Raw genomic sequence first — 1,091 nt, 5'->3', positions numbered from 1 at the left:
TGAGCTGGTACTTCTCGGAGTCGAGGTACTCCTCGCTGCCCTCTCGCAGCGGGGTGTTCTCGCACAGTTCGTAGCCGCTGTAGATGCCCCAGGCGGGGGAGAGGGTCGCGGCGAGCACGGCACGGACCTCGAAGGCGGGCCGGCCGCCGTGCTGGAGGTAGGCGTGCAGGATGTCCGGGGTGTTGGTGAAGAGGTTCGGCCGCATGTAGGCCGCCGCCTCACCCGCCAACTCACTGAGATACTCGGTGAGTTCCCGCTTGCTGTTGCGCCAGGTGAAATAGGTGTACGACTGCTGGAAGCCGATCTGGGCCAGGGTGTGCATCATCGCCGGGCGGGTGAACGCCTCGGCCAGGAAGATCACGTCCGGGTCCGGGCCGTTGACCTCGGCGATGACCCGCTCCCAGAAGACGACCGGCTTGGTGTGCGGGTTGTCGACCCGGAAGATCCGCACCCCGTGGCCCATCCAGTGCCGCAGGACCCGTACCGTCTCGGCGACCAGTGCGTCCATGTCCGCGTCGAAGGCGACCGGGTAGATGTCCTGGTACTTCTTCGGCGGGTTCTCGGCGTGGGCGATCGTGCCGTCGGGCCGGTGGTGGAACCACTCGGGGTGTTTGTGCACCCAGGGATGGTCGGGCGAGCACTGCAGCGCGAAGTCGAGGGCCACTTCCAGGCCGAGTTCACGGGCCCTGGCGACGAAGAAGTCGAAGTCCTCGATCGTGCCCAGGCCGGGGTGGACGGCGTCGTGGCCGCCCTCGGGGGAGCCGATCGCCCAGGGCACGCCGACGTCGTCCGGGCCGGCGGTGAGGGTGTTGTTGCGGCCCTTGCGGAAGGTGGTACCGATCGGGTGGACGGGCGGGAGGTAGACGACGTCGAAGCCCATGTCCGCGATGGGCTCCAGCCGGCGCGCGGCCGTGCGGAACGTGCCGTGCGGCTGCTCGGCGGTGCCCTCGGAGCGCGGGAAGAACTCGTACCAGGAGCCGTACAGGGCGCGTTCGCGTTCCACCAGCAGCGGCATCGGGTCGGAAGTGGTGACCAGGTCCCGCAGCGGGTGGCGGGCCAGCAACTCGCCCACCTCGGGCGACAGGGCTGCC

Annotated in this window: 1 pseudogene; it reads right to left on the bottom strand. The window is 69.1% G+C overall.

Annotated elements, in window-relative coordinates:
• Window positions 1–1,091, bottom strand: a pseudogene (locus AV521_RS46235) (alpha-1,4-glucan--maltose-1-phosphate maltosyltransferase); the annotation flags it as partial.

Source organism: Streptomyces sp. IMTB 2501, from assembly GCF_001953885.1.
Lineage (GTDB): Bacteria > Actinomycetota > Actinomycetes > Streptomycetales > Streptomycetaceae > Streptomyces.
Note: the sequence above shows the minus strand (reverse complement) of the source record. Positions and strands in the feature narration are given on the sequence as shown.